Origin of the sequence: Alteromonas oceanisediminis (assembly GCF_018474025.1) — a bacterium.
GTDB classification, from domain to species: domain Bacteria; phylum Pseudomonadota; class Gammaproteobacteria; order Enterobacterales; family Alteromonadaceae; genus Alteromonas_E; species Alteromonas_E oceanisediminis.
Window position 1 is genome coordinate 94,248 of record NZ_JAHCTA010000003.1, and the last position, 21,308, is coordinate 115,555.

At 49.4% G+C, this 21,308-nt stretch carries 17 protein-coding genes; 12 read left to right on the forward strand and 5 right to left on the reverse strand.

Annotated features, from left to right (window positions below):
• Nucleotides 1–75: 75 nt before the first annotated feature.
• Entirely contained in the window at nt 76–1,239 is a 1,164-nt protein-coding gene (locus tag KIU71_RS05850; protein ID WP_214130252.1) for a tetratricopeptide repeat protein, read from the reverse strand.
• Between the two features lie 274 nt (nt 1,240–1,513).
• Between KIU71_RS05850 and KIU71_RS05855 the strand changes: the two genes are divergently transcribed.
• The 4 genes from KIU71_RS05855 to KIU71_RS05870 all read left to right on the forward strand — a co-directional run bounded on the left by KIU71_RS05855 (nt 1,514) and on the right by KIU71_RS05870 (nt 4,795).
• Entirely contained in the window at nt 1,514–2,044 is a 531-nt protein-coding gene (locus KIU71_RS05855) for a fasciclin domain-containing protein (protein ID WP_214130253.1), read from the forward strand.
• 126 nt (nt 2,045–2,170) lie between these two features.
• Nucleotides 2,171–2,938 carry a ParA family protein gene (locus KIU71_RS05860; RefSeq protein ID WP_214130254.1) on the forward strand — a complete coding sequence of 256 codons (768 nt, stop codon included), beginning with the start codon at nt 2,171–2,173 and terminating at the stop codon, nt 2,936–2,938.
• Nucleotides 2,922–3,791 (forward strand): DUF6671 family protein, encoded by an 870-nt coding sequence (locus KIU71_RS05865; RefSeq protein WP_214130255.1) that lies wholly within the window; start codon nt 2,922–2,924, stop codon nt 3,789–3,791. Before KIU71_RS05860 ends, KIU71_RS05865 begins: the two co-directional genes overlap by 17 nt.
• Nucleotides 3,792–3,802: 11 nt before the next feature.
• Nucleotides 3,803–4,795 (forward strand): L-threonylcarbamoyladenylate synthase, encoded by a 993-nt coding sequence (locus KIU71_RS05870; RefSeq protein WP_214130256.1) that lies wholly within the window; start codon nt 3,803–3,805, stop codon nt 4,793–4,795.
• Here KIU71_RS05870 and pepQ read toward each other — a convergent pair whose 3' ends face one another.
• The gene (pepQ, locus tag KIU71_RS05875; RefSeq protein ID WP_214130257.1) at nt 4,796–6,145 is read right to left on the reverse strand and encodes a Xaa-Pro dipeptidase; all 1,350 of its coding nucleotides are present in this window, start codon (nt 6,143–6,145) and stop codon (nt 4,796–4,798) included. It abuts the gene before it with no gap.
• A gap of 22 nt (nt 6,146–6,167) precedes the next feature.
• Complete coding sequence (locus KIU71_RS05880; RefSeq protein WP_214130258.1) at nt 6,168–8,369, reverse strand: lytic transglycosylase domain-containing protein; 2,202 nt, start codon at nt 8,367–8,369, stop codon at nt 6,168–6,170.
• Between the two features lie 97 nt (nt 8,370–8,466).
• Here KIU71_RS05880 and fadB point away from each other — a divergent pair, with 97 nt between their 5' ends.
• The 5 genes from fadB to KIU71_RS05905 all read left to right on the forward strand — a co-directional run bounded on the left by fadB (nt 8,467) and on the right by KIU71_RS05905 (nt 15,375).
• On the forward strand, nt 8,467–10,623 hold the full coding sequence (gene fadB / locus KIU71_RS05885) for a fatty acid oxidation complex subunit alpha FadB (RefSeq protein ID WP_214130259.1): 2,157 nt from the start codon (nt 8,467–8,469) through the stop codon (nt 10,621–10,623).
• A gap of 21 nt (nt 10,624–10,644) precedes the next feature.
• A complete protein-coding gene (fadA, locus tag KIU71_RS05890; RefSeq protein WP_214130260.1) occupies nt 10,645–11,808 on the forward strand; it encodes an acetyl-CoA C-acyltransferase FadA in 1,164 nt (387 codons plus the stop codon).
• Nucleotides 11,809–11,939: 131 nt separating this feature from the next.
• Nucleotides 11,940–13,232 carry a hypothetical protein gene (locus KIU71_RS05895; RefSeq protein WP_214130642.1) on the forward strand — a complete coding sequence of 431 codons (1,293 nt, stop codon included), beginning with the start codon at nt 11,940–11,942 and terminating at the stop codon, nt 13,230–13,232.
• Entirely contained in the window at nt 13,229–14,329 is a 1,101-nt protein-coding gene (locus KIU71_RS05900; RefSeq protein ID WP_214130261.1) for a dipeptide epimerase, read from the forward strand. Before KIU71_RS05895 ends, KIU71_RS05900 begins: the two co-directional genes overlap by 4 nt.
• 65 nt (nt 14,330–14,394) lie before the next feature.
• Entirely contained in the window at nt 14,395–15,375 is a 981-nt protein-coding gene (locus KIU71_RS05905; protein WP_214130262.1) for a GGDEF domain-containing protein, read from the forward strand.
• Nucleotides 15,376–15,441: 66 nt separating this feature from the next.
• Here the strand turns inward: KIU71_RS05905 and alr are convergent, their stop codons facing one another.
• Nucleotides 15,442–16,521, reverse strand: a complete 1,080-nt coding sequence (gene alr / locus KIU71_RS05910; RefSeq protein WP_214130263.1) for an alanine racemase — start codon at nt 16,519–16,521, stop codon at nt 15,442–15,444.
• A gap of 170 nt (nt 16,522–16,691) precedes the next feature.
• On the opposite strand from alr, the gene KIU71_RS05915 reads away from it, so the two are divergent.
• The 3 genes from KIU71_RS05915 to KIU71_RS05925 are packed head-to-tail and all read left to right on the forward strand — an operon-like array spanning nt 16,692 to nt 20,387.
• Nucleotides 16,692–18,275, forward strand: a complete 1,584-nt coding sequence (locus tag KIU71_RS05915) for a sodium:solute symporter (RefSeq protein ID WP_214130607.1) — start codon at nt 16,692–16,694, stop codon at nt 18,273–18,275.
• Nucleotides 18,276–18,283: 8 nt separating this feature from the next.
• Nucleotides 18,284–19,228: an N-acetylmuramic acid 6-phosphate etherase gene (gene murQ / locus KIU71_RS05920; RefSeq protein WP_214130264.1), complete on the forward strand. Its 945-nt coding sequence runs from the start codon at nt 18,284–18,286 to the stop codon at nt 19,226–19,228.
• The gene (locus KIU71_RS05925; protein ID WP_214130265.1) at nt 19,215–20,387 is read left to right on the forward strand and encodes an exo-beta-N-acetylmuramidase NamZ family protein; all 1,173 of its coding nucleotides are present in this window, start codon (nt 19,215–19,217) and stop codon (nt 20,385–20,387) included. The genes murQ and KIU71_RS05925 overlap by 14 nt, the downstream gene beginning before the upstream one ends.
• On the opposite strand, the gene KIU71_RS05930 is transcribed toward KIU71_RS05925, so the two are convergent.
• On the reverse strand, nt 20,384–21,241 hold the full coding sequence (locus KIU71_RS05930) for a MurR/RpiR family transcriptional regulator (protein ID WP_214130266.1): 858 nt from the start codon (nt 21,239–21,241) through the stop codon (nt 20,384–20,386). The two genes, KIU71_RS05925 and KIU71_RS05930, sit on opposite strands and share 4 nt — an antisense overlap.
• Nucleotides 21,242–21,308: the final 67 nt, after the last annotated feature.

A 21,308-nucleotide genomic window follows, 5' to 3' on the forward strand; every position in this document is an offset into this window, starting at 1 on the left:
GCGCCAATAAGTTGATAAGAATCAGTACAATTAGGTACCATTTGTGGCCTCTACCTAATCGCACAGATAGACCAATCATAAGTGCTGCAGTTTACTCAATTTCCCGTCGTAACGCTGTTCTTCTGAACTGTTGGGTGCGCGCCGCTTTGCCATGCTCAAATATTTCTCAGCGCGATTGATATCACCCATCTCGTAATATGTTTTGCTTAAACCAAACAAAATCTCGTGTTTGTCGTCATCCAATTTATAAGCTCGAGAATAATAGGTTATTGCGAGCTCCAGTTGACCTTCATCAAATGCCTGCTCGCCTAAAATAAAATGGTAAAAGGGATTACTTTGGCGTTTACGTTCCACATCAGCGGCAATCTCAGTCGCTCGCTCAAGATCACCATTCAATTGATACAAATACGCCAGATTTTCCCAGGCAGTGTAGTTTTCAGCATCGATCTGAATGGCACGCTGGTAACTCTTTTCAGCAAAGTCGGTATAGCCCGAACGCCGGTATAAAATACCGAGATTAACCCACACCCCATCAAATTGCGGCGCAAGTAATGCAGCTTCACGAAAATAGGCGTAAGCACGCGCGTAGGAATCGGCGATCAGGGCATCTGCGCCTTTATTGTTATAGAACATCGCTAATGCGACTTGTTTGCTGATAATTTCGACAGGAAAATGTTTACGTCTATCTTGTGGGTCAAAGTCCACGACGACATCAGTACTGACAAGGCGGATTGTCTGAGATAGATCCGGCGGGCTCACCAACACATTAACGTGACCATTCAGCAGGCTAAACCCATCCCGGCGTGTCCAATACTCAGGAATTTGTATGTCCCGAAAACGCACCTTAAAGCCGGCATGTTCCGCTAACGAGTATGCCATGATAGACATGGACAAGCAGTTTGCGGCTCGATTTTGAAAGGTTTCCGAGGCTGTGGTGTTGGCGTCGTTGCTATACAGAAGATTAAAGTCAGAACGGTCAAATACCGCATCGATCAACGCGGTTATTCGTTGCGTTGAGTTATCATGCGGCCACACCACCCGATCCACAAATGCTTTTGCTTCATCCGTTAATGCAAAAACCTCTTGCTCTGTTTCGACAGGAAACAATTCAAAACCTTTGAACCCCTCGTCATAAAGTAGTGGCTCGGCGGGTTTCACAGACGCCGGTGTGGTGGATTGACAGCCCAGCAGCGAAACAACGGCAAGTGTAATACTTAAGCATCGGATGACGGTCAGCATAATTCACCTGTAAACAAATTGTTAACATAGTAAGTATAGTTGAGCAGATGGCTTTTGCCTACTCGTGGCTTGTGGTTCGCAGTGACATCGTGGCGCGTCCCCAAGTGTGAGGTCAGGGAACGTACGCTTATGTTTATAATACTTTATAAATGAATGATGTGGCTCACATTACAGCATTGTAATTATCTTTTACTTGGGCCGGACCGTATTTATTGCCATCAATCGATCAAGCGTTTCGATTGGTTCTTTGACCCAATTCTTAAGGAGTTTATATATGAAACGTTTTATTAGTATTTTGCTCGCTGCAACAGCAGCCCTGAGTATCGCGACGGCTGCAAACGCACACGATCACGGTGATAAAGACAAAATGAAAGACAAGATGAAAAAAGAGATGCACCCTTCTATTGTCAACATAGCCGCTAACAATCCTGATTTCAGTACACTCATCGCGGCCCTCAAAGCTGCTGATTTGGTGAGTGCTTTAGAAGGTGATGGACCGTTTACGGTATTTGCACCCACTAATGCAGCCTTTGACAAACTTCCCAAAGGCACGGTCGAGTCGCTACTTAAGCCCGAAAATAAACAAAAGCTTGTTGATATTCTAACTTACCATGTTGTAGCCGGTGCGGTTTACGCCAAAGATGTTGTTACGTTAGATTCAGCCACAACACTGCAAGGAACCGACGTTACCATCTCTACCAACATGGGCACTGTAAAGGTCAACGATGCCACTGTGGTCATGACAGATATTAAAGGAAGCAATGGTGTCATTCACGTGATTGATACGGTAATAATGCCAAAATAAACGAGGGCAGTTTACCAAAGGCGGCATTGCCGCCTTTTTTGATCCTAGACGTTTCAAGCATTGCAAAATATTCCCTTTGACTTATTCTGAATAGAGTGAATTTTCAAAAGGCAGGAACAGACATACATGCAAACCCGCGTGGTTTTCAATCAAAAAGGCGGTGTTGGTAAATCGACTATTAGCACAAATCTGGCGGCTATCAGCGCCAAACGAGGGCTTAAAACCCTTCTTGTCGACTTAGATGCGCAGTGTAACAGTACACATTACGCAGGCATTGACATCACTGATGACACTCGCACTGTCGCTGATATGTTCAAACAAACGGTGGGATGGTTCTCAAAAGCATTAACAGCCAAAGACTTTATTCAGCCTACCGCATTCGACCACCTCTTTGTTATGCCCGCGGCCCCAGCCCTCGCTGATATTGAAAGAGAGCTTGAATCGCGTTACAAGATGTTCAAACTTCGCGATACATTGAAAGAGCTCGAAACGCAGTTTGATCGCATTTATATCGACACACCGCCGAACTTTAACTTTTATTCGAAGGCCGCGTTGATCGCAGCAGACTCGTTCTTGATCCCGTTTGATTGCGACGACTTTTCAGCGCAAGCCATTGAACGGCTGTTGGATAATGTTATGGAACTGAAAAGCGATCATAACCCCGATTTAGTGTGTGAAGGGATTATCATTAATCAGTTTAACGCGCAGGCAAACCTACCCAAGCAACTTGTCGCGAGCTTGATTGAGAAAGGACTGCCGGTACTGAAAAATCATTTGAGTGCCTCGGTAAAAGTCAGAGAATCGCATTCACAGCGTAAGCCACTTGCGTTCTTCGCGCCCAGTCATAAGCTCAGTCAGCAGTTTGGTTTATTATTCGATGAACTTGAGCGCTAGTCCTGATATCGAAAGTAAGCGTGCCGCCATTTGCACGCTACATAATAAGGCTGCCTATGTGGGTCCGGCTTTAGCTAGGCTCTTAAGCTGGCATGTGGAGAATGTCACCGAGTTTGATACCGACACCTTGGGTACCTTTGCGGGTGAGGTGCCACGCACCAAGTCGCCAAAGGACTGTGCTATTCACAAAGCTGAGCGTGCCGTAACCCTATCAAAGAGTGACTTTGGGCTGGGCAGCGAAGGTAGCTTCACGTCTGACGCGTTTGGGTTAATGACCATCAATCAAGAACTGCTTGCCTGTGTCGACGCTGATGGACAACTACTCGCAGTTGGTGTTGCAGTGAAGCCCATTGAAGTTCACCAGATTCGCGTCACGCCAGAGGATCTGCCGGCTATCGACTCATTCTTGCGGCGAGTTCCAGAACACCAAAGTCTGATCGTTAAGGCGTTCAGTGTGCATGATGACAATCAGCCAGTAATTCCCGCAACCAAAGGACTGGCAACCGGCGAGGACGCACGCCAAGCAATCGCAGCGTTAGCGAAAAATATCGATATTACCAGTATCGAGTTATCTTACGACTTACGCGCTATGCATTGCCCGCAACGTCAACATACGTTGGCGCATGCCGCCGAAAATTTAGCGTTACGCTTAATGCAGCATTGCCCTCAATGCCATGCTGTCGACTTTGTGGCTGAACAACCTATCGCGGGGTTACCCTGTGAGAGTTGCCAGATGCCCACGCAAATGACGAAAAGTATGCTAGCGGAGTGTAAAAAGTGCTTTTATAGTCAGGAATTTAAGGTAGAGTCTGCCGCGGCGCGAACAGCCGATTGCCCTTTTTGTAATCCATAATCTCGATACTCATGAACACACTGCTGCTTAACAATACCGCGAACGACATCGATCACGCCGCAACGCTGCTGAAAAACGGTGGCGTTGTTGCAGTGCCCACAGAGACAGTCTACGGATTGGCTGCGGACGCGTCGGATCCTGTGGCCGTTAATAAGATATTCACTGCGAAGCAGCGTCCCAATAATCACCCATTAATTGTACACATTCATTCTCTAGCGCAGCTTGAGCAACTGACCGTGGATGTGCCGCAGGCTGCTTTTCTGCTGGCTAATGCTTTTTGGCCAGGGCCATTAACCATGTTGCTGAACAAATCTGATGCGGTTATCGAAGAGGTAAATGGGGGGTTAACCACTGTTGGTGTGCGCATGCCCGATCACCCGGTGTTACGGGCTCTACTCATGCAGAGCGATTTATTTGTTGCCGCGCCGTCCGCCAATCCACATAAGCAGTTAAGCCCAACCACAGCTCAGCACGTATTTAATGAGTTACAGGGCAAGATCGATGCGGTAATTGATGGAGGGCCCTGCAACGTAGGAGTAGAGTCAACTATCATTGACCTCACGCCATTGGCACAGCAGCAACCAGCGCGTATATTGCGCGCGGGGCCGCTCACAGCAACAATGCTCAGTGCGGTGCTGGGAACCCCCGTGATCAATTATCAAGCTCACCAGCAGCAAGTCCCCGGAAACATCGCCCAGCATTATCAACCGAAAGGCAAGCTGCGTGTTGCGCCCACAGCTGAACTAGTGACAATGTGCCAACAATGGCCTGATAGCACAGCCTGCGTGGCCTATTCCGACAACCTGATCAATGCTATGCACAGCACAGGGCATGGACATGCACTTATGCCCATGCAAGCCGACAAAGCCAAGTATGCGCGCGCGCTGTACGCCGCACTCTATGACTTAGACCGACAAGGTTTTGCGCATATCTGGGTAGAGCAGCCCCCGCAATCGGAGGCATGGGATGATGTGAATGACAGGCTAAGCCGGGCGGGCGCTTAGCTAGACCAACCCGCAATCTCGGGACATGTTTTCAACACTGTTTGCGTGCACAATCACGTTATCTTCTATCCGGATCCCGCCAAATGGCTTGAAGTCTGCCACGCGGTTCCAGTTAATGTACTGACTGTTCTCGGTGGCCTTAAGATCATCCAGTAAACTGTCTATGAAGTAGATACCCGGCTCAATCGTAAACACCTGATTGGCTTCTACGGTGCGCGTACAGCGCAAGAACGGGTGGTCTTCTGGCGGCGGTTTCGGCGTGCCACGGTCGTCTGCCATGTGGCCCCCCACATCATGCACTTGCAATCCTAAGAAGTGCCCTATCCCGTGAGGAAAAAAGGTGCGGGTAATGCCTTTTGACAAGGTTTCGTCGGCACTGAGATTCACCACGCCAGCATCGCCAAGGATTTGCGCCACGCCTTCGTGCGCCTTGCGCTGAATGTCGGCGTACTCGGTACCGGGCTGAAGCTCGGCAACGAGCAGCTTGGTGAGGGAGTCAACGCGTTTAATTAAATCCGCAAAGTCATGTGGTTGTGCGCAATAGGTTCGGGTAATGTCAGCGGAATAACCATTAAAGGTTGCGCCTGCATCAATCAGAAAACTGCGATGTTGTTGCGGTGGCTGGGTTTCAACCACCATATAATGCAGAATGGACGCATTTTCGTTTAACGCAATAATATTGTTATACGGCACCTCATTATCGCCCTGGCGCGCCGCGTTTAAATAGGCTTGATTAATATCAAATTCGCTTTTGCCCTGCAGAAACGCCTTCTCTGCAGCTCGGTGTGCCGCAACGGCAGTTTTATTCGCCTCACGCATGCAGGCGAGTTCATACGGCGTTTTGTAGGCGCGATGGTAATGTAAGTAATTGAGCACACGATCCGGATTAACACGGTCGAAACCCAACGCACGAGCTACTTCGATAAATTCACCAATATAGGCGTATTTCTGCTTATCGAAAGGCAAATGTTTTTCAACCGTATTGGCCTGTTTAAGCAGAACGATATCAAAATGTTCTGCCCAAAATGCGCGGGGTTCAGGCGGCACTTTGTGCCAAAAATCAACCGGACGATAGAAGATTAGCTTCGGCTTACTAACGCCATCAACGACCAGCCAACAATTCGGATTATCAATCACTGGAAGCCAGGCTTTAAATTGCGGATTCACTTTAAACGGGTAGTGATTATCATCCAAAAACAAATGTTTGCTTTGTCCTGAATGGATAATTAACCCATCTAATCCCTCGCGCTCAATGGCTTCTCGGGTGCGCATTTGAAGCGTTTGTATATGATCTGCATATTGCTGGGCAATGGCGTTTTGTGCGCTAACATGCTGAGCCGTTGACTGCATTAAATTTCCTTCTACTCAATAATTACTTCAGCGGTGTGGATAATGGTGCCATTTGCATGGAACCAATTTGTTCAAACAGGTCGCTCGAATTACCCAACTGCAACTGATAAATATACCGATAGGCTAACACGGCTTTGACATAATTTCGTGTTTCTCGGTACGGTATTGTTTCTATCCAGATGTCCATCGGAATCGGCTCGCTTTTAGGCACCCAGTCTAGCACACGGCGCCAGCCCGCGTTGTATGAAGCAGTCGCCAACACGGGGTTGTCTCCTACTTTGTCGAGCAAGTAGCGCATATATTTAATACCCACATCAACGTTCTGATTAGGCTCCAGTAACGACTGATAAGGAAATCTGGATTGGGTAATGTACTCCGCTGTTGACGGTAATACCTGCATTAATCCACGCGCGCCGGCATGAGAAATAGCATCTGTCATGAACGAGCTTTCACGCCTTGCAATAGCGTATGCCCATGCGGGATCGATTTGGTGTTCCTGTGCGGAAGCATTAATGCGACTGGAAAAAGCAATCGGGAAACGCCGCTCAACATCATCCAGATATCCCACCTGCGCCAGCCCGAAAATAGCTTGGTCGAACCATTGCCAATCATAAGCCAGTAAGATGGCTTGCAATTTCTCATTCTTGTTCAATGATCGCAACACGCGGCGCCACTCACGCCGAGCCTCAGTAAATCGTTGGTGAGAAAACAGTTCATACGCGCGTTGTAATGCTGGCATGCTGGCCAGTTTTGTTTGCGCAACCGCGTCCCACTGAGGGCTTCGCTGATTCAACGCTGGCGTTTGCTTTAACTGCGCGCTGGCCAAAAAACCATAATAGTGGCGTTGGTTAGCAGCACTGATGAGCTGCTGTTTAGCCTGCTCAGCCGCCCCCAGTTGTTGATAACTGCGTCCCTGCCAGTATTGGTAAGCTACGTCGTCGCCAAAGGCAGGATCAGCTTGCTGGATAACGTCTAAAGACCCCTGCCAATCATCTCGGCGAACTTTCGTGGCAACATGCCAACGCAATACTTCGGGATCACTGCGCAAATCAGATGCACGTTGCAACCATTTCTCGGCGTTTGGGTGATTGTCGACTGCCAATGAAAGCGCGATGTCTGCGGTTAAACTGGCGACGCTTTCGTCACTCAGTTTGAGCCGTTGTTGTGCGACCGAGAATGCTTGGATCACCGCATCTACCTGAGACCACACCAACTTGCCCATCGCGTAAGTAAATACGGCTGCTTCCTGTTCGCTAGCGCGATTCGGAAAGCGGTTCATTCGCGTCAATTTGTAAGGAGAGCGCTGTGCATCAAACCACAATGTGGTTAAATACTTTTGCTCAGAAGGCACACTACGTGCCAGCCATGTAGCCAATTTTATATTGTTGCTCTTAACCGCCATGATCATGCGTTTCAATGTCCGTTGCGGGGTCTGCAAACCTGCATCACGCCAACGCCTGAATAACGGATCACACGCCTTAGGCTGAGAATAGGGCACCAGCCAAAGTGAAGCGACTTTATTGTCCAAGGTAGAAAGCGAAACGTCTGCACTAAGCGTTCTGCGCAAATACACACAATCCAGTTCAGCACTCAGCCCTTCTTTATAGAATGCTTCAAACTGGCTGTACTCGCCTTCGTCCATAAGCTGTTGGAGCCAGCGTTTGCGCACGTTCATGACGACCGGCTGGCCCTCGTACTCACGCAAAAACTGCCCGACGCGGGCACCATTTTGCAAAGGCAGTGTTGCCAGCAGCCAATGTTTCAGTGCGTAAGGATATAACGGGTAACCGCGTAGTTCGGCCAATGCCGACTCCATCTCATCAACATCATAATGGCGTGCGCTTTCCAGGGTGCCAATGAACTCGGCGAAGGCCTGACGCTGCGCCGAATACTGTTCACCGTGATACACCGCGGGTTTAATATGTGATTGACTCGGCGGTAGTAATTCGATCACGGGTTGGTTCTGGGCCCACACGAGCGGTGCCGTACAAAAACCAAACGTTATCACCCATAGAAATACTCGATATAAATTCAGCGGCCGGTTCAGTTGATGCATACAGTCCTGTACGTGATTAATGTCTAACGAAGAAAATAACGAAACCCTTACTCTGTATAGACTATAGCCTAACCCAGATTGTTCAAATCGGATATTCGAAATATTCGGGTTGAATTGTTGAGGTTCAGACCAATATCGACTATTCAAACGCTCGTTTAAATTTTTCATTGAGTTTTAAGACAATTTTGTGAAGAATCTCGCCACCCCTACGCAGACCGCGGTAGCAGAGACTATAATGCCTGCACCGCCATAGGAGAATGATAATATGATTTACTCAGGTAGCTGTATTAAGGTTGCTCGCCATGCCGAGGCGAACGATGTCGCTGAGCTCGTGTTCGATGCTGCCGGCTCGGTCAACAAGTTTGACCGCCAAACTGTCAATGAATTGGATGAAGCAACACAAGCCATTGCGGCAGAAGACGGGCTAAAAGCCGTTGTTGTGCGAAGCGCCAAATCGACATTTATTGTCGGTGCTGACATTACCGAATTTACCGACTTGTTCAGCCAGCCAGACGACGAAGTGTTGGGCTGGGTTGCTAAAACTGCACAAGTGTTTGATCGTTTTGAAGATTTACCAATTCCAACGATTGCTGCTGTGAACGGTTTCGCGCTAGGTGGCGGATGTGAAATGGCATTAGCGTGTGACTTACGTATCGCCGATACCACTGCCAGTATCGGTTTACCCGAGGTTAAGCTGGGTTTGATGCCCGGGTTTGGTGGCACGGTTCGTTTGCCCCGCATCATCGGTTCTGACAATGCGTTAGAATGGATGACCACCGGGCGCGATCGTAAAGCTGACAAGGCGCTTGCCGAGGGCGCGGTAGATGCTGTGGTAGCTCCTGAGAAATTAATTGAAGCCGCGGTGTCGATGGTTTCCGATGCGGCGTCAGGATCGATTGATTGGCAAACCCGTAGAGAGCAGAAAAAGGCCCCGCTTCAACTCAACAAGAACGAAGCCATGATGAGCTTCTCTACTGCTGCGGCCATGGTAGCAGCGCAAGCCGGTAAGCACTATCCAGCTCCGCATAAAATGGTCGAAACCGTTTCTAAAGCAGCCACTCTAGACAGAGATGGTGCACTAAAAGTCGAGAATGAAGGGTTCGTTGAGCTCGCGAAAACTGATGCCGCCAAAGCACAAATTGGCATCTTTCTTGCCGACCAGTTAGTCAAGAGCAAGGGTAAAAAACAAGCCAAATCTGCGACGAAAGAAGTCAAGCAGAATGCCGTGCTGGGTGCCGGGATTATGGGCGGCGGCATTGCCTATCAAGGTGCCGTAAAAGGCATTCCAACCGTGATGAAAGACATCAATCAGGCTGCGCTTGATCTCGGTTTGAAAGAAGCTTCAGGCATTTTGATGAAAGGCATGGCTCGCGGCAAAGTTGATGGCAAAAAGATGGCATCAACATTAGCGAGTATCACGCCAACGCTGGATTATTCTGCCATCAAGAACGCCGATCTGGTGATTGAAGCGGTCGTTGAAAACCCGAAAGTGAAAGCCACGGTCTTAAAAGAAACCGAAGAGCATGTTGCTGACGACGCCATTATTTGCTCAAACACGTCAACGATTTCGATCAACCAGTTAGCGGAAAGTCTGAACAAGCCTGAGCGCTTTTGCGGAATGCATTTTTTCAACCCTGTCCATAAGATGCCATTGGTTGAAATTATTCGTGGTGAAAAAACCTCAGACGATACCATTGCTGCAGTCGTAGCAACAACGTTGCGTATGGGCAAAACGCCGATCGTCGTTAATGATTGTCCCGGCTTTCTGGTCAATCGCGTTCTCTTCCCTTATTTTGCAGGATTCAGTCGCTTAGTACTCGATGGCGCTGATTTTAAAGCGGTCGATAAAGTCATGGAGAAGCAATTCGGCTGGCCAATGGGCCCTGCGTACTTGCTTGATGTTGTCGGTATGGACACCGCCGATCATGCTGCAGGCGTAATGTCTGACGGTATTCCAGAGCGTATGGAAAAGATCGACAATGATCCTGTTACGCTGCTGTTTAACGCAGAGCGTTTGGGCCAGAAGAATGGTAAAGGCTTTTACGACTACGGCACTGACAAGCGCGGCAAGCCGACTAAAACGCCAGCGGAAACCGCCTATTCGCTATTCAAACCCCATGTTGCAGACTCTCAGGAATTTAGTGCCGATGAAATTATTGCCCGGGTCATGATCCCGATGGCGAATGAGGCGATACGTTGTCTGGAAGAAGGCATTGTTGGCAGTGCGGCTGAAGCCGATATGGCATTGCTCTACGGGCTTGGTTTTCCGCCATTCCGTGGAGGCATATTCCGCTACATTGAAACATTGGGTCTGCAAAATTTCGTCGATCTAGCAGATAAGTATGCTGATCTCGGCCCCATTTACCAAGTGTCTGACGGCGTTCGCGAAATGGCCCGTGCTGGCAAATCATATTTTGCGTAACAGACCCTGAGGAGAATAAACATGAAAGATGTAGTTGTTATTGATTGTATCCGTACCCCAATGGGTCGTTCAAAAGGTGGTATTTTTCGCAACGTACGCGCAGAAACCTTGTCCGCTCACTTGATGAGCAAGCTGCTAGAGCGCAACCCGAACGTAGACCCAGCAGATATCGAAGACATTATTTGGGGCTGTGTACAACAAACCAAAGAACAAGGTTTCAACATTGCGCGAAATGCACAACTGTTAACCACCATCCCGCGCAGCACCGGAGCGGTAACCGTGAACCGTCTATGCGGTTCCTCCATGCAGGCGTTGCACGATGCGGCCAAAGGGATCATGACCGGCAACGGTGATGTGTTCATGATTGGCGGTGTGGAGCACATGGGTCACGTACCGATGACCTTCAACTTAGATTTCCATCCAGGATTGGCAAAATACACCGCCAAGGCGTCAGGAAACATGGGAATGACGGCCGAATTGCTGGGTCGTCAAAATGGGATCAGCCGAGAAATGCAGGATGCGTTTGGTGCGCGTTCACATCAACGTGCGCATCAAGCCCATCTTGACGGTCGTTGGGACAACGAAATTGTCGGTGTTGAAGGTCATGACCAAGACGGTGTGCTGAAACTGTTTACCGCCGATGAAGTGATACGCCCCGACAGCACAGTAGATACAATGGCTGCGTTACGCCCAGTATTCGACCCTGTGAACGGCACGGTGACAGCAGGTACGTCTTCAGCCATTTCTGATGGCGCCTCTGCTATGTTGTTGATGTCGGCAGATAAAGCCAAAGCGCTCGGCCTCACACCGCGCGCGAAAATCCGCGCCATGGCCGTGGCTGGTTGTGACGCAGCGATCATGGGTTTCGGTCCGGTTCCAGCTACGCAGAAAGCGCTTAAGCGCGCCGGTATGACCATGGACGATATCGAGCTAGCGGAGTTTAACGAAGCGTTTGCAGCGCAAGCATTGTCGTGTATCAAGCAACTGGGTTGGCTGGATCACTACGACGACAAAGTTAACTTAAACGGTGGCGCTATTGCGCTGGGTCATCCACTAGGTTGTTCAGGTGCCCGGATCTCCACCACGCTACTTAACTTGATGGAGTCGAATGATAAGTCAATTGGCTTAGCGACGATGTGTATTGGCCTAGGGCAAGGTATCGCGACTATTTTCGAACGCGTTTAAGCTGTCCAGGATGTCAAAGCCTCGCTCCTGTTAACACGAGCGGGGCTTTTTTGTGGGCGTCAGTAATTGATTCTGCTCGACTTACTTGCCAATATACATCAATGTCATTCTCATAAGAGCATTCGATACTGATGCCGATTTTTAACCTAATTCTAGCAGCATTGCGCTATCGTTCTGTGAATATAGGGCTTATCGTGTTCGCTCTTTGTGTTTGCAGTGCGGCGCAATCAGGAGTGCCAACCGAGGTGAGCGATTTTTACCCTTCCACCATGAATGCTGAGCCCTACTTACCGGCAGACTTAGCCAGCCGTGAGCTTGGTTGTCTAGCACTGAGTGCTTCAGATAGCCGTTACCGTTCTTCACAAGCGGTTGATTATTCTGCTTCAGGATGGGAAGAGCAGATCAGTGCAGAGTGGGATCACTTAAGCGCCCCGGAAGATAACGGGCGTATCACCATCATCGACTTCAGGCAGGCGGATAACAGGGAGTTAACGTATCGGTACTTAGCCAATGCGAACAGTCAAAACGAATTATATGAGCCATGGAGTTCATCCAAAATATTTGCCTATACCGGTGCGATTGCCACCCTGCGCCAGCAAGGAGTGGGTGCGACGAGCAAAATTGGTAATGTGTCGGTTGCCGATTTAATCACCAGTATCAACAGCTATTCTCCCACCGGCAATGCGCCTGATGACTCTAATGCGATTGCGACTTACTTTGCCAATATTGCAGGTCGTGATTTTCTAACCCGTTTGTTTCACGATGACTGGCTTAAGCTGAGTAACCCTGATGTACGCTTTCGCGGTGCTTACGGTCCGATTGCTTTTGTGCCTAGCCAACCGGACTGGAAAGACGGGCAACAGTCAGTGATACCATCACTGTATGTCAACGCAGGTGATGACCCGGGATATCAGAGCTATCGCTGTGACGATTGCGACCTCACCGGCAATAAGCCGATGACAACGTTAGCGCAGGCCGAATGGTTAAAGCGACTCGCGGCGCATACGCGTGACGCCGCAACCCAACATCCGCACCTCACTGCACAAGATATACAGATTTTGTTCTATGGCAGCACGGGGCGCGGCGGTATGATGGCGGGTATTAGCAGGATGTTACCCAACGCTCTGGCAGCGGTGCTTGAACCCAACTCGACGCGCTCACCAAAAGCGATTTTAGACCAAGCCACACAGGGGCAATGGCGGATCTTCCAGAAGATTGGTTGGGGGCCCAGTGAAACCAGAATGGCGGGTGAAAATGTGGTTTTAGCGCATGTCTGCTTGCCGCATTTTCAGGGCGGTCGAGAGTTTACGATTGCTGCGCAAGCCGCACAATCCGGTTATGGTGATGAATTCGTGAATTATGCCGGCATGAAAATGCAGGATCTACTCACCCGTTCACTCGGCGAGCTTCTGTATCCTCAATGAACATTACTCATTATCGTTTGGCGCACATTGATACGCCGTTACATACCCCGTTTAAGACGGCTGTTAGAACCGTTGATTCGCTGAATGATTTAGTGGTCATGCTCGAAACCGATACGGGCCACGTGGGCTTTGGCTCTGCGCCATCTACCCCCCTGATTACGGGAGATACGCACGCCACGATAACCAGCGTTATACAGTCGCATCTTTTCCCTGCCGTCAATGGCGCTGCGATTGCCGATATCCAGAATAACTGCGCTCGCCTTCAAAAAGCCATTATGGGTCACCCCAGTGCTAAAGCCGCCGTTGAAATCGCGCTCTACGATCTGTGGGCTCAACAACAGAAGTTACCACTATATAAAGCGTTGGGCGGCACCCAGCGACGTTTAAAAACGGATTACACCATCAGTGTGAATCCGCTGGATGAGATGATGAATGACTGCCGTAGCGCGCTAGATAAGGGCTACGACTGTTTGAAAATCAAAATTGGTAATGATTTTTCCCAAGACATCGATCGCATCATATCGATTTATAATGCTTTTCATCAACACGCCACCTTACGTCTGGATGTCAATCAGGGCTGGACCATTGAGCAAAGTTTGCAAGCCGTACAGATACTGGAAAAGCAAGCCGCGCGGTTTGAATTGATCGAACAACCGGTACGCTACGACCAGATTGAAGACCTCGCGGTAGTCACTGCGCGCTCTTCCATTCCGGTTATGGCAGATGAGAGTGCCAGCTCAGTACGCGATGTTCGGCTTATTTTAACCACGGGTGCTGCTGATATTATCAATATCAAATTAATGAAATGTGGCGGTTTATCACAAGCCATCGACATCGCCAGAATGTCAGCGGAAAAGCAAAAAACCTGCATGATGGGTTGCATGCTAGAGGGCAGCATCAGTGTTGCCGCTGCCGCCCATTTTGCCGCTGCATTTTCAGACCAAGTCCCCCTGATTGATTTGGATGGGCCCACACTAGGTCAGTTTGACCCGCTACGCGTTGGTAGATTGAAGGACGTTAATGCGTCAACCCTGTTTGACAAAAGTCTCATCGAACTTAATGATGCCCCAGGCTTGGGCATTCTGGCGATCAAATAAACAATTGTGTTTAGTTTACCGTCGGCGTTACACTGAACCAAAGTAGCGGTTGGTGCACACGCGTTATGATGCAAAAACAACCCAAAACGATTGACGCGACGATAATATTGGTTATCAGCGGATGTTTATCCCTGAGTATATTACCGTTTGTGGTATTACGCTTTATTAGCGGCGAGTTAGATGTCGCCATTCTCAACACTGTCGCCGTCTCCATCACTGCGTCTATTTTTGTGTTTGTGTATACCACACATCGTACGCAAGCGGCTCGCTGGTTATTGTCTATCCTTAGCATGGTTGTCATGTTAATCACGGTGGCGATAAAGGGCCCTGAACAAGTGGTGTGGGTCTACCCATCGCTGACCACAATTTTCTTCCTACTGCCCGCTCATATGGCAGCGATCATCTCTACAGCATTTTTATCCGCGCTGCTGTTGATACTCTCGCCCTCCGCCGATTTTTTCTTTCTTCTGAAAGTGGGTATATCGGCAGGTGCCACCTTACTTTTCTGCTATGCATTTTCAACCAAAATGCGAGGGCAGCAGCATTATCTGGAACTACTGGCTATCACCGATCCGTTAACCCGAGTGGGCAATCGGCGAGCGCTCGAAGAGCAATTGCTCGGCACGGTGAGCCGACTTAACCGATATCGGGATCAGAGTGCCAGCCTGATCATGCTCGATGTCGACCATTTTAAACAGGTGAATGATCAGCTAGGGCATGCCTGTGGTGACAAAGTGTTGATGGAGTTCGCTGAACTCGTGCAGCTGCGCATTCGTGACAGTGATGCCCTGTTTCGATTTGGCGGTGAGGAATTTGTGGTGTTGCTGGAAAACACGGACGCGAAAGAAGCATTACTGGTCGCAGAAACCCTACGCAACAGTGTGCTGGAGCATCATTGGCTTGCCTTCGACTCGCGTATCACGGTTTCGGCAGGTGTCGCGCAGTACATCAACGGTGAAACGATGGAAGAATGGCTAGGGCGTGCGGATGACGCGATGTATGAAGCCAAGACTCGAGGCCGTAACGCCTGTATTGCTGCGCATTAATAAATGCTGAAATCACGATAAGCACGCTATTCAACGCCTTGCCGATTTTCTGATTTCTGGTTCAGATTAAATCCTTTTAACAACACGAGGCACTCGTTCCGACACACGTGTCATCAGCTCATAGTCGATGGTACCACTATGATCCGCGACTTCTTTAATAGACAGCGCACTCCCCCACAGTTCCACCTCATCGCCAAGCGCCACCTGAGGGCAATCAGTCACATCAAAGATCAACATATCCATGGAGACTCTGCCCGCCAGATAAATGCGCTGACCATGACAAATGGCCGGCGTACCAGAGGGTGCATGACGAGGGTAGCCGTCTGCGTAGCCTATCGCTACTGTGGCTAAACGTGTATTTCGCTGCGCGCGCCACGTTGAGCCATACCCGACGGTTTCTCCAGCGGGCAAATCACGCAGCGCGATGACAGGTGCATGCAACGACATCGCTGGCAATAGTTTAGGTTGCGGCAGCTCTGGGGATCCGCCAGTGAAGCCGCCGTACAAACCTATGCCTAACCGGTTCCACCGTTGGTGAGCACTTGGCCAGTGCACTGTAGCGGCCGAATTGGCTACGCTCAGCGCTAGGTGAGTCTGCTGAGTGGATAGTGCCCTTGACAGGTTGTCTAATTGTTGACGCGTTTTGTCATTCGATACTTCATCGGCACAGGCAAGATGGGTAAACACAGCCGAGTCTGGACCTAGCAAGTGTGAGAAACGTTGTAACAACCCGGGGGCTTCTTCCAGCGAAAAACCGAGCCGATGCATACCCGTATCAATTTTGAACCAAATGATCGGCGGGTTTTGCAACCTCTCAACCCGCTCTAGCTGCGCCAAATGATGTATCACCAGCCAGACGTTGTGATTGGCCGCCCATATTGCCTCTTCTTCATCAAAGAAGCCCTCCAGCGACAAAATGGGTGTATCAATACCGGCTTCACGCAACTGTTTTGCTTCATCCATAAAGGCCACTGCAAATAACGCGACTCGCGACGCTAAGGCTTCGGCTACAGCAATAGCGCCGTGCCCATAAGCGTTTGCTTTAATAACAGCAACATGTTGACTGTTAGGTGCGCAGGCACTCAACTGATCAAAATTATGCTGTACCGCCGCTAAATCGATGTGTGCATATGTTTTGCGAGTCACGGATAATCCTTATTCAGTATCCAACACCAAACGACGGTGCCCAACAACAATAATTCCTAATAAGTAAAAAATAAAGAATAAAATATTCCTAACGCGTGTACTTTGCTATTACAATGCCTTATGCTAAATCACTGTACCGAATTGTTGCGCTAGGACAATTATTTTCCGACATGCTATCCCAATACACCATCGCTGACCTTGCTGTTTTTATTGTTTACGCCATGTTACTCGGCATCACTGGGTATTGGTTTAACCGCAAAGCAAACAGTGGCAATGACTACTTTCTGGGTGGCAATGCGATGCCGATGTGGGTCGTCGCGATTTCTGTACTGGCGACGTCACAATCGGCAGCCACCTTTCTGGGCGGCCCAGATCAGGGTTATCGAGGTGATCTTACCTATCTTGCCTCGAATCTCGGCGCCATCATCGCGGCGCTGTGTGTTTCTTATGTTTTAATCCCACGTTTTTATCACGCCAACGTTTACACGGTATACGAATTGCTGGAACAGCGCTTTGGAAGCGGCGCAAAACAAAAAGCCGGAGCCTTGTATTTGTTTGGCCGCTTACTGGCGAGTGGGGCACGGTTGTACATGGCTGCACTGGCCGTGTCGATGATTTTATTCGGCAATATTGCCACTAGCAGCGTCATCAGCGCGACGGTATTGATCGCCCTGTGTGGTCTGCTGTACACCGTTTATGGTGGGATCCGCAGTGTCATATACAGCGATGCCGTACAGTGTTTTGTTTACGTGAGTGCCGCTATCGGCGTTATTACGTGGCTGCTGATGAGTATGCCGGCGTCCTTTGAACAAATTGTCGACGCGCTGCAAAATCCCGCCCCCGGCGCCACATCAAAATTGACGTTATTTGACTGGCGACTGGATTTCTCCAGCGCAGGCGTGTTTAACATGTGGTCAGTGTTTACGGGCTTCGTGTTACTCAATATTGCTGCATTTGGGCTGGATCAGGACATGACCCAACGTGTGCTCACTTGCAAGAACGCTAAAGAGGGTAGCAAAGCGATGCTACTGTCAGTGTTTTTAGTGATCCCAGTGATGGCGCTGTTTATTTTCATTGGTCTGTTGCTGTTCGTTTATTACGAGCGCCCAGACTTAATGATGAGCACCGCCGACGGCACGCCAGTGCCAACGTTTGCGGGCGAAACGGTGACTATCTTTATGTATTACGTGCTAACTGATATTCCCTCAGGGCTTAAAGCCTGGGTGACTATTGGAATTATTGCCGCCGCACTGTCAACGCTGAATTCCGGACTGAATTCAATGGCGTCGGTGATCGTTAAAGACTTTGTACAGCCGATGCTATCGACCACTCCCGATGAGCGCACTGCTGTACGTCAAGGGCAATGGGCGATGATGATCGTAGCAATTTTGCTCGCACTGGTTGCCTGCTTATGCTTTTATTGGCAGCAGTACACTGAAATGCCACTGCTACAATTTGCGCTCAGCGTGATGGTTTTCTCATACAGTGGGCTGTTGGGCGTCTATATTACTGCGCTGTTTACTCAGCGCGGCTCAGCGCGTTCTATTAGCGCGGCATTGATTGTTGGGTTTCTGGTACCACTCGCATTACAACCCTATGTAATGTCAATGTGGATCCCAACAGATTCGATAACGTCAATTGGTTTTACCTGGCAGCTGTTGATTGGCACAGTCGCCTCAACCTTGGTATGTCTGGCCGGAAAATCCGATGATGCGAAGCGGATTGTGGCTGACACTAAGCAGACAGTGAGTTAGCAAAGATTATGCTTCATCAAGAACAATTTACGACCGCTCAGTTGTTGGCTCAATTGAGTAAAATTGTGTCAGAGGGCCGAAACCCAGACACCATGGATATCGACCTTCTTTCCACCGAAGAGGTGTTGAAGCGGATTAATCAGGAAGATCAGAAAGTGGCGCTTGCTGTCAGAGATTGCATCGGCAGGATTGCCACCGCTGTTGACACGATTGTGGCCAGTTTGCAGGAGGGTGGTCGTCTGATTTACATCGGCGCAGGTACCAGTGGTCGGCTGGGTATTCTCGATGCGGTGGAGTGCCGCCCCACCTTCAGCGTGTCTGATCAACTGGTCCAAGGCATTATCGCCGGTGGTGAAACCGCCATACAACATGCCGTTGAAGGCGCCGAAGATGACAGAGCCGCGGGAGTCGCCGATCTGAAAGCCATTCATCTGAATCGCGCCGATGTGGTGGTTGGTTTAACTGCCAGCGGGCGCACGCCCTATGTGGTTTCTGCATTACAGTATGCCAATCAGCTGGGTGCGCCGACCATCTCGATTACCTGTAATCCCGACTCTCCGGTGATCGATGCCGCTGACATTGGCCTGTGTGCCGTGGTGGGCCCAGAGGCGCTAACCGGTTCAACGCGAATGAAATCAGGTACTGCACAAAAACTTATCCTGAATATGCTAAGCACAGCCAGCATGATCCGACTGGGAAAGACCTACCAAAACTTAATGGTTGATGTGAATGCGACGAATGAAAAGCTGCGCGCACGGGCTATTAGAATAGTGATGCAAGCCACCGACTGCAGCGCTGATGCAGCAGAAACCGCGTTGAGCCAAGCTGATGATCGCGCCAAGTTAGCCATTCTAATGATCTTAACCGGCGTATCTGCAGAACAAGGCGAAGAATTACTGCTGCAAAACGATGGCTTTTTACGCAGAGCGGTGGAATCGAATGAAAAATCGTAGCACGGCAATTATAACGTTTCTGTGCGCCTGGATCGCGAGCACAGTCATGTCGTTGCCCGCCATTGCTGAGCCTCTCACCGTCGGCGCGGAGCGCCTGACATTCTACCTCCCCAAGATTAAAGCCCAACGGGTTGGTGTTGTTGTCAATCAATCGTCTATCGCCAAAGGCCAGCATCTGGTCGACTACTTGCTCGCTCAGCAAGTCAATGTCACGACCATTTATGCACCTGAACATGGATTTCGTGGTGACAAAGGCGCAGGTGAAAAAGTACATGACGCCGTCGACGAAAACACCAACCTTCCCGTTATGTCGTTGTACGGGAAAACCCGCAAACCCAATGCCGAGATGCTTAACAATGTCGATGTGCTGATTTTCGATATTCAGGATGTGGGTGTACGTTTTTATACTTATGTCAGCACGTTGCACTACGTGATGGAAGCCGCTGCAGAAATGAATAAAGCGGTTATCGTGCTGGATAGGCCGAATCCAAATATTCATTTCGTTGATGGCCCCGTCCTCGATATTGAGTTTCAGTCATTTGTTGGCATGCATCCGGTGCCAGTACTACATGGGATGACACTCGGTGAAATGGCATTGATGATCAAAGGAGAGGCGTGGATAGCGCACGCTGATGCGTTAGATTTAACGGTCATTCCTGTCGCGGATTACACGCGTAGCAGCGAGTATGAGCTACCGATCAAACCTAGCCCAAACCTGCCAAACGCAACAGCCATCCAGTTGTATGCGTCGTTATGTTTTTTTGAACCCACCCCCTTTAGTATTGGTAGAGGAACGCCGTTTCCGTTTCAAGTAATAGGCCACTCAACGCTTCATCTGGGTGATTTTGCGTTTACACCCACCAGCATGCCTGACAGCGCGCCATCACCAAAGTTTCAAGACCAGCAAGTTCACGGTCTCGATTTGCGTCAGGCTGAATTTGAGGGGCTGGATTTGAGCTTACTCTTTGAAGCGTATCAACAGGCAAAAGCGGAAAACGTCGAATTTTTCACGTCCGCTTCATTTTTCGATAAGTTGGCAGGGAGCAGTGCGTTGAGAGAAGCGTTACAAAATGGCGCTTCGTTTGATGACGTGAAAGCGAGTTGGCAGGCCGACTTGTTAGCGTTTAAGCAGCGACGCCAACCTTATCTGCTATACTAATGTGACTCATTGCCATCGCGAAATCGCGCCACCACACTGTTGGTTTTCTCAAGCAGTTTGCGGCCGTTGCGAGAGGCTTGGGTTAACGCAATAAATAACATATCGATAATGAGCTCCTGCGCGGTTCGAGCCAATATCGATGACAATCGCAATGATGGATCTTCAGCCACAGAATACAGTTTTACATCAGCCAGATCGGAAATTGGCGTGCCTCCATACTGGGTAATGGAAATAACGATAGCATGATTGTCATGCGCTTCACGCACGGCATTGAGTATCTCTCGAGTCGAGCCTGATTCACTGATGGCAACCACCACATCGTTTTCACCAAAGGTGGCAGCGATACCCAATTGCGCATGCCCATCTTGCTCTGCGATGGCATGAATGCCCAACTTGTGGAGTTTGTAAGAAAAGTCTTTGCCGACTAACGCCGAACCACCAATGCCACAAATCAAAATACGCTGGGCGTTTTTAATCGATTCTACCGCACGTTCAAAAGCGACTATTTCATTCAGGTTACGCGTTTCGTGCAACACTGATATTTTACTGCTAACCAGCTTATCTGCCATTTGCGTATAACCGTCTGACAGGGTGATTTGTCCATGTAGTTGCGTATTTGGCGTTTCTTTGTTCAACGCGTCAATCACGGCCAGTTTGAATGCAGGATAGCCTTTGTAGCCTAATTTCTGCGAAAACTTGACCACACTAGACTGGCTGACACCGACGACATTCGCCAGTTCCTGCGAGCTGAGATCGCGTACCGCATTGGGTGAATCCAGTGTGAAAGTCGCCAGCTTTGATTCACTGGTCGATAAGGCATGTTTCACAGCTTTGATTTTGACAAACGCAGACATAAGCTCGCAGTGTAATGTTGAGTGCTTTTAGTATAGATAACCCGCGCGAAAAGTGAATTATTTATTC

Excerpts from the sequence above, each read along its gene's own strand:
- fadB (WP_214130259.1), top strand. The coding sequence starts at position 8,467 with ATGATTTACTCAGGTAGCTGTATTAAGGTTGCTCGCCATGCCGAGGCG.
- KIU71_RS05905 (WP_214130262.1), top strand. The coding sequence starts at position 14,395 with ATGATGCAAAAACAACCCAAAACGATTGACGCGACGATAATATTGGTT.
- KIU71_RS05880 (WP_214130258.1), bottom strand. The coding sequence starts at position 8,369 with ATGAAAAATTTAAACGAGCGTTTGAATAGTCGATATTGGTCTGAACCT.
- KIU71_RS05915 (WP_214130607.1), top strand. The coding sequence starts at position 16,692 with ATGCTATCCCAATACACCATCGCTGACCTTGCTGTTTTTATTGTTTAC.
- KIU71_RS05860 (WP_214130254.1), top strand. The coding sequence starts at position 2,171 with ATGCAAACCCGCGTGGTTTTCAATCAAAAAGGCGGTGTTGGTAAATCG.
- fadA (WP_214130260.1), top strand. The coding sequence starts at position 10,645 with ATGAAAGATGTAGTTGTTATTGATTGTATCCGTACCCCAATGGGTCGT.
- KIU71_RS05930 (WP_214130266.1), bottom strand. The coding sequence starts at position 21,241 with ATGTCTGCGTTTGTCAAAATCAAAGCTGTGAAACATGCCTTATCGACC.
- KIU71_RS05850 (WP_214130252.1), bottom strand. The coding sequence starts at position 1,239 with ATGCTGACCGTCATCCGATGCTTAAGTATTACACTTGCCGTTGTTTCG.
- KIU71_RS05870 (WP_214130256.1), top strand. The coding sequence starts at position 3,803 with ATGAACACACTGCTGCTTAACAATACCGCGAACGACATCGATCACGCC.
- murQ (WP_214130264.1), top strand. The coding sequence starts at position 18,284 with ATGCTTCATCAAGAACAATTTACGACCGCTCAGTTGTTGGCTCAATTG.
- KIU71_RS05900 (WP_214130261.1), top strand. The coding sequence starts at position 13,229 with ATGAACATTACTCATTATCGTTTGGCGCACATTGATACGCCGTTACAT.
- KIU71_RS05895 (WP_214130642.1), top strand. The coding sequence starts at position 11,940 with ATGCCGATTTTTAACCTAATTCTAGCAGCATTGCGCTATCGTTCTGTG.
- pepQ (WP_214130257.1), bottom strand. The coding sequence starts at position 6,145 with ATGCAGTCAACGGCTCAGCATGTTAGCGCACAAAACGCCATTGCCCAG.
- KIU71_RS05855 (WP_214130253.1), top strand. The coding sequence starts at position 1,514 with ATGAAACGTTTTATTAGTATTTTGCTCGCTGCAACAGCAGCCCTGAGT.
- KIU71_RS05865 (WP_214130255.1), top strand. The coding sequence starts at position 2,922 with ATGAACTTGAGCGCTAGTCCTGATATCGAAAGTAAGCGTGCCGCCATT.
- KIU71_RS05925 (WP_214130265.1), top strand. The coding sequence starts at position 19,215 with ATGAAAAATCGTAGCACGGCAATTATAACGTTTCTGTGCGCCTGGATC.